Source organism: Pseudomonas sp. Root71 (genome assembly GCF_001429045.1).
Taxonomy (GTDB): domain Bacteria; phylum Pseudomonadota; class Gammaproteobacteria; order Pseudomonadales; family Pseudomonadaceae; genus Aquipseudomonas; species Aquipseudomonas monachiensis.
In genome coordinates, this window is sequence record NZ_LMHY01000015.1 from 20,272 (window position 1) to 27,705 (window position 7,434).

The 7,434-nt window shown below is 49.4% G+C and carries 6 protein-coding genes and 3 pseudogenes; all 9 read right to left on the reverse strand.

Annotated features, from left to right (window positions below):
• Nucleotides 1–801: pseudogene (locus ASD95_RS29145) on the reverse strand (type IV secretion protein Rhs); the annotation flags it as partial.
• Nucleotides 802–1,122: 321 nt separating this feature from the next.
• A complete protein-coding gene (locus ASD95_RS13515; protein ID WP_056725177.1) occupies nucleotides 1,123–1,542 on the reverse strand; it encodes an NTF2 fold immunity protein in 420 nt (139 codons plus the stop codon).
• A 275-nt stretch (nucleotides 1,543–1,817) separates the two neighbouring features.
• Complete coding sequence (locus ASD95_RS13520; RefSeq protein WP_056725175.1) at nucleotides 1,818–2,309, reverse strand: SMI1/KNR4 family protein; 492 nt, start codon at nucleotides 2,307–2,309, stop codon at nucleotides 1,818–1,820.
• Between the two features lie 57 nt (nucleotides 2,310–2,366).
• Nucleotides 2,367–2,630, reverse strand: a pseudogene (locus ASD95_RS13525) (HNH/ENDO VII family nuclease); the annotation flags it as partial.
• 47 nt (nucleotides 2,631–2,677) lie between these two features.
• Entirely contained in the window at nucleotides 2,678–2,995 is a 318-nt protein-coding gene (locus ASD95_RS13530; RefSeq protein ID WP_056725172.1) for a hypothetical protein, read from the reverse strand.
• Nucleotides 2,996–3,008: 13 nt separating this feature from the next.
• Nucleotides 3,009–4,505 (reverse strand): annotated as a pseudogene (locus tag ASD95_RS13535) (RHS repeat domain-containing protein); the annotation flags it as partial.
• A 145-nt stretch (nucleotides 4,506–4,650) separates the two neighbouring features.
• Nucleotides 4,651–5,244: an SMI1/KNR4 family protein gene (locus tag ASD95_RS13540; RefSeq protein ID WP_156385787.1), complete on the reverse strand. Its 594-nt coding sequence runs from the start codon at nucleotides 5,242–5,244 to the stop codon at nucleotides 4,651–4,653.
• 471 nt (nucleotides 5,245–5,715) lie between these two features.
• The gene (locus ASD95_RS29150) at nucleotides 5,716–6,342 is read right to left on the reverse strand and encodes a hypothetical protein (protein WP_156385785.1); all 627 of its coding nucleotides are present in this window, start codon (nucleotides 6,340–6,342) and stop codon (nucleotides 5,716–5,718) included.
• On the reverse strand, nucleotides 6,339–7,434 hold a 1,096-nt coding region (locus ASD95_RS13545), incomplete at its 5' end, for an RHS repeat-associated core domain-containing protein (RefSeq protein ID WP_056725167.1). The genes ASD95_RS13545 and ASD95_RS29150, both read right to left, overlap by 4 nt.

Below are 7,434 nucleotides of genomic sequence, written 5' to 3' on the forward strand. Positions count from 1 at the left end.
ATCGCGTTCGAATTCGGTGCGGCGTTGTGGCCGTTCACCGCGTTCGCCGTAGCCGGTTTCATCGACCTGGGTCAGATGTCCGCCCAGGTTGTAGCTGAAGCGCCGGGTCAGGTTGTCGATGCGTTTTTCTTCGATCAACCGGTCGCACGCATCGTAGGCGAACTGGTACGYCGCGTKGTTTTCGTTGATCAGCGCGGTGAGGCGAATCGCCGGGTCGTACTCGTAGCGGATGCGCTGGCCCTTGGCGTCCTGGCGGCTGCTCGGCAATCCACGGGCGGTGCGCAGCAGGCGCGTGGTCTGGCCTTTGCCGTCGGTATGGCTGAGCACCTGGCCGAGGGCGTTGTAGGTGAAGGACTCGGCGCTGCCGTCCGGATGATTGATGCGCAGCACTTCGCCGTCAGGCTTGCGTTCCAGCGTGGTGGTCTGACCCAGCGCATCAGTAACGGCGACCAGATGCTGACGCTCGTCGAAGCGGTAGGTGGTGTTTTTACCCGAGCAATCCTGGAAGCGTTCGACCTGGGCCAGGGTGTTCCACCACAGGTATTTGGACTTGTGGGTCGCGTCGATGATGGTGTGCGGCAGGCCGTCGTCGCTGTTGAGGTATTCGGTTTTATTGCCCAGGGCGTCGACTTCGGCGATCAAGTTGCCCTTGGCGTCGTAGCGGGTCTGCCAGGTGCTGCCGTCGAGGAAGGTCGTTTCTGTGACCAGCGTAGTGCCGAGGTGGTACTTGTATTTGATCTTGCGACCCAGTGGATCGGTTTCTTCAAGCAAACGCGAAAAGTCGTCGTACTTGAACCCCAACCGGTTGTCATCCGGCAGCTTGAGACCGGTCATGTTGCCGGCTTCGTCGAGGTCGATGGCGTACTGCTCACCGCCGAAGTCGCGAAAATGGATTCGTTCAATTATTAATCATTTTTAGCGTGAATTGTAAGAACGCGCTTGCACAGCATTTTTAGATTAAAGAGGAAAGTGGCTTAAGAAAACCTTAAGCCACTCTAGAGATAAAATTTTAAAGAACGGCACAAACCCCACTAGTTTTTGACTACCAATGAACAACCAAACACATCCATGAAATGCTGCGCCACCAGTACAACGGAGCGCTGCACCGTTTACATACAAACATCAGAGAGCGGTTTTTTTCCACTTATCACCACTTTTTGTTTCTTTTTTCACTATCAGCCAACCATTTCCAGTATCTTTTAGAACAAACTTATATACAGCCTTTAGCCTAGCCATCTGCTCGACAACCACAGCGTAATTTTTACCTTCTTGAACAGGCTTGTTTATTACATCCCTCTCTGGATCATAAGTCGGAGGAGACCCACAACCGAGATCTACAAGCCTAGCCCAGCTTCGCTCATCTGACACAGAAAACCTGGTTAAAACCTTCTTAAGCTCGAGTTCATACTTTTTATCACAGTCAGAGGTATTTTTTTCCGCATCGATCAGGCTCATTTGCTCATCGCGAAAAGCCGTCTCCCAATCTCGCATTTCTGACATAAAGCCTTTCAACGCCTCAACCACCGAAACTTCTTTTTCCATAACAAACTCCTACCAAGCACAACAATACAATTGCGAACAGCAGAATAAAAACCAGAAATCCTTTGCCGTGACGGAAGGTGGAGATCAGCTGACCTGTCACCGTTGAAGCGGCTGTGGATGATTGCTGCCTGAGATGAGTACTTCCCTAGTGGTTGGTTTTATAAAACATCGTAATCCAGACCGGTGTTAGTGAAAAAAGCGGAAAATGACAATCATTGTCCGCCTCGCTGTGCAGGTCATCGCGATACCTGTCACAGCTCCTCTGGCCTTCGATTTTACAGGTCGATCTCAGATTCGTCCTTTAACCCCTCAACAAAAGCGTCAAACGAACTTGCGAGCCAACGATAGGCCTTTGCATGATTGGCGGCATAACTACTATTCGAATCAAAGGAATCAGTTGCGTAAAAACACACATCACCATCAGTCAAATCCAGACAGAAAAAGTTACCACCATCGTCAGTCGCAAACGGCAGCAATGTTTTAGGTATCACATTTTTAGAGGTCATCACAGCATAACAGCCGCTTAAATATTTTGTCTCTGCAGCATCCAAAGCACCACTAGCTGCAACTGCTTTAAATTTCTTTAATCGAACAGGCTCATATTCATCACCACTATCCCACCAATCTCTATCTGCAACCCCACCACTATGAGTTAAATAAAAATTTTTAAAGCCTTCAGGCAATGTATGCCCTATCTCATCCTCCAGTAAACTGAGATCAGAGCTATTCACTTTCGGATCGGACTTCGACATTTTCAGTACACCCATCATTGTCTCCTTACTAACAAGTTGTAGAGGCAGCTTTCGGAGTCCGCCCATTCAGCCGGCGGCGTCGTAGCGGAATTCGTCGCTGTCGAGCAACTGACCGATGTCGCGGCTGTGCAGTTGGCCGTTGGCTTCGTACTCGTACTTGATCTCGCCGCGCAGTTTGTCGAGGGAGCGGGTCAACTCGCCGGCCGGGTCGTATTGGTGACGGCGGTGGATCGGGTTGTAGGTGTGCTCGACCCGCAGGTCGGGCTGGATGCCAGGGTTGTGCAGGCGCGAGGCGAACTGCCAGCTCTTGCGACCCATGGCGTCGAAGCCGAAGCATCTGAAGCGACTGAGATCAAATTCCCAGCCACTTAATTAGATAAAACTCATGGAATTTTAGCCAACTCCTTTTCAATCTTGCTTGTATTATTAATATCTCCACCTTTATCCACGTAGGCGTGCCAAGCTGGAACTGCCTTCTTGAATAGCTCGAGGCATTGAGAAGTGACATCTGATTTTTTTATAACCAAATCCATCTTCAAATTACCATCACTATCAAATGGCTCCTTATAAATAAGACCACGCACCTTAAGGAAACTCATTAGAACTGTATACCGCACAACTATCTGCCTCTGATATTCGGCGCTTTTATTTCTAGACATTAGCATCGGTATGCTGCACAAAGTAAAATCCAAATCACTCATTACCAAACTCCTATTACCTTGCACGAATCACTGTCGACACATCAGTTACTTCAATCAATTTTTTGGTACCCGGCTCGCGCACAAAAACTCCACCCGCCTCTCGAATTCTCATTTCTTTTTCCAGCTGCGCAAATTTCGAAGCGGTCAAACTTGTAATTTCTTTCGCCGTGCCGGAGCCATCAGCATTCTTAACAACAAAATCAACTCGACGCCCCTCACCGGTTAACGGGTCCTTGACTATTTTCCCCTCAGCATTACGTAGATACCTTTCGCCGAGAACATTTTTCTTACCGTAACGTTTCTCGAATATTGCTTTGGCTCTAGCCTCTCGAGCAGAGCCAGCCACTTTGTTTGGTATGCATTCCCATCCCCACGGATCAGTCCATGCAGTCGTGTTTGGAGCATAGCTGTAGAGATTGTAACCCCCAAACAATCCTATTGGATCCTGCGTTACAAACCGCCCCACCTCCGGATCGTAATACCGAAACGTGTTGTAGTGCAGCCCCGTCTCGTCATCGAAGTACTGCCCCTGAAACCGCAGGTTCTGCTCGATATCATTGACCGCCAGCCTTTCAACCGCCCCCCAAGCCTTGTACGTCGCCTGCCAGACAATCTGCCCTTCACGGTCAGTCATCTCCAACGGAGTACCAATCTGATCGGTATGGAAGTAATAGAGCTGCTGCTCTTCCCCCTCTGCCTGATCCACCCGGGCCAACGGCGCATAACTCCCCGGCTCATACAGGTACAGACTGCTCTGCCCCGGACGCTCCTCCCGCAGCATGCGCAGGCCTTGCCATAAGAAGTGTTTCTGCTCGGTCACGCCATTAACAACAGACTGTTTGCCAACCCGTCGCCCCAAACTGTCATACCGATACGCACCGGTACTTTCCAGCTTGCCATTAACCAACGTCTCAGCCCGCACCAAGCGATTTTCACAGTCATACACAAACGTCTGCAGCGTGCCCATGCCACTGCGCTTTTCAACCAGGTTGCCCCACGCATCGTAGGCATATTCCTGGTCCCGCCAGCGTTTAAGGCGGTTGTCCTTGACGTGGTCAAACTGGCTGGTGTTGAAGTTCAGCCGGTTCGCCGCGGCGTCGTAGCGGAACTCTTCGCTGTCGATCAGTTGCCCGGTGTCGCGGCTATGCAACTGGCCGTTGGCTTCGTATTCGTACTTGATCTCGCCACGCAGTTTGTCGAGGGTGCGGGTCAACTCGCCAGCCGGGTCGTACTGGTGACGGCGATGGATCGGGTTGTAGGCGTGCTCGACCAGCAGGTCGGGCTGGATGCCGGAGTTGTGCAGGCGCGAGAGTTTTTCCGCCGGCAGGCGCGAGGCGAACTGCCAGCTCTTGCGGCCCATGGCGTCGTAGCCGAAGCAGCTGGTGAGCGTGCCCTGGGTGCGCAGGACTTCGCGGTGCAGGTCGTCGCGCTCGATGTCGCTGATGAGCTGGCCGTCGAGGTTGAGTTGGTGCAGGTGGCCGCTGCCGTAATACAGCGGTGCAGGTCGTCGCGCTCGATGTCGCTGATGAGCTGGCCGTCGAGGTTGAGTTGGTGCAGGTGGCCGCTGCCGTAATACAGGTGATTGAGGTGTTAGGCTGATACCAAGAGGTATTTTCTAGAAGATCATCAGCACAAACCCTAGATCAGCACCCCTACTAGTTATCGAACCGAATCAGATGTCGATATCTAGCTAATACACCCTCGTATTTGGCAGCTTTCACCTCTTTTAGAACTACCTCATTTTCTTTTTTGAGTTTCTCTTTCAGATCTTTCACCGAATCGTTCAGCCCTAACCCTTTCTTGATTTCCAGAATTTCTTGCAAAGTGGCTTTAGCTTTACCTATTGCCAAAATACTTACGGAGTCCGGTAACTCATTACCATCTTCAAGGACATACGCTACCAATGCTTCAACTGAGAAAAATATTTCCGCATCGTCTAAAAATGGATCACCAGAGCCTATGAGATAAAATTTATCTTCGACAGATCTATCGATCAGAACAAGCCTGCCACCAGAGTCATCACCCACCAAAAGCTGCCCCGGAAAATCCTTGTCTATATCATATGTTTTATTGCGCTCAACTATTTCTTCCGTCGAATAAATCAACAATTGATCATCAAGCAAAGCTCCATTATAGAGAGCCCAAAACCTGGCAATCCATACATCCTCATCGACCTCCAACAAGCGGATCGTTTCATTGATCATCTCTGCAGACGCAGGCGGATTTACGCCTGAATAACGTGGAACCATTGAAACGCCCCTAACGAATAAAAACATTCACTTAACTTGAACCTTTGTCTTCCCGGCAGTCCTGGTTGTGGGACGCAACACATGGAACGCTTTCTGATTCATCACATTTGTCCAGAGAAATTCGACCAACATCAACATCCCTGCGAGCATATTTTTTGAGTACATCTTACCACTTCACACTCATACGAAAATCTATTTACTGCCCTATAAAAACCACCTTTGAATGCACTTTATGCACACCCACCCTACCGCCTCCTTTCATTAGTCAACCAAATAAATCATCCAATAGACCAACTAGAACTCCTACCAATCACAAGCAACGACAAACATCTATCAATATCACCAGAAATGTGAGCAGCGCCCAGCGGCCCAACACCACTGAAGCATAATGATATTAAAAGAGCACACTCACCAACTCCGTCGCGGCCCTTCAAAATAGTCAATGCATTTATTGGCACAAGACAAACAGACTCAGGACATTTCACCCCACGGATCAAAAACAAACTCACTATCTATTGGTTTAAAACTCAAACCAGCCAGCTTTTTCTCTGCCTCAATCTTAAATTCCTCACTACAGGCCCACTTCATAATTTCGATACAAACAAAAAAATTCTCACGAACTCCACTTTTTGCAGAGAACTGCCTTATCCAGCTATAAACTGGCACAGTAGGATGATACCGATTAAATAATGGCTCACCAGTATTTAAATCTTTTTCCAAAGAATATTTAGACCCAGCCTGATCCAGCAACTCCACAGCATCCAAAGGAATAAAAATAAAATACTCACCACTGATCACTCCACTTGCAAGCTTTAGTTCAACCGGCACTGATCGATATCTAACATTTAAACTATCGCAGACTTCAAGAAAGCGTACTGACACAAGATTGTGCGGAGACCCTAAAAAATCCACATCTAGCGTCTTTATTGTTCGGTCCAATACTTTAAATTTATAAACCCTCTCCACAACAACACTTTCAACTCCAGGATCAAACTCATCCCACTCCCACTCTTCACAATTGAACTCACCTGAGATAAATTCAGGCTGACCGCATGACGCCCCACAAAAATCAACCAAATAAAAAAGTTCTGCATTCATAGTAGTCGTCCTGTAATTTTGTCTACAGCGTATTTTCCGCTTTCCAATCCTTCACGTGCCATTCGCTGCACCCTACCCACCCCCAAAACAAGTTGCGAGTCGCTCAATCTTCCAGTCTTAAATGCGGCATTCAAATTGGAAAGCTCAGCATTTACTGCCTTTGTATATGCGGAGTGACTTGACCAATGACCTGGCAAATCAATTTGTTTTGCAAGATCAGATTTTCCCGGTAGAAAAATCCCGTTGGATGCGCCATCGCCATTAAACCCCATAGACTTTAATTTCTTGAACATCTGCGAGTATGCAGGTGCCTTCATTAATTCCTCAGGTATCAAGTGGTGGTTAGCCATCCCGTCGCCGGATTTTGCTCCCATTGACCTTCCCAGAGCGCTGGAACACCAGCCCAGAGGATCTATCCAAACAGTTGAGTTTATTGCATAACCATACAGATTGACCCCACCCAACAACCCGATCGGATCCTGCGTTACAAACCGCCCCACCTCCGGATCGTAATACCGAAACGTGTTGTAGTGCAGCCCCGTCTCGTCATCGAAATACTGCCCCTGAAACCGCAAATTCTGCTCGATGTCATTGACCGCCAGCTTTTCAACCGCCCCCCACGCCTTGTACGTCGCCTGCCAGACAATGCTCCCGTCCGCGTCCGTCATCTCCAGCGGCGTACCAATCTGATCGGTATGGAAGTAATAGAGCTGCTGCTCTTCCCCCTCTGCCTGATCCACCCGCGCCAACGGCGCATAACTCCCCGGCTCATACAGGTACAAACTGCTCTGCCCCGGTCGCTCCTCACGCAACATCCGCAAGCCTTGCCACAAGAAGTGCTTCTGCTCGGTCTTGCCGTTGACCTCTGAAACCTTGGCAACCCGTCGCCCCAAACTGTCATACCGATACGAACCGATACTTTCCAGTTTGCCGTTGACCAACGTCTCAGCCCGCACCAACCGATTTTCACAGTCATATCGAAACGTCTGCAGCTTGCCCATCCCGCTGCGTTTTTCAATCAGGTTGCCCCACGCATCGTAGGCATACTCCTGATCCCGCCAGCGTTTAAGACGGTTGTCTTTGACGTGATCA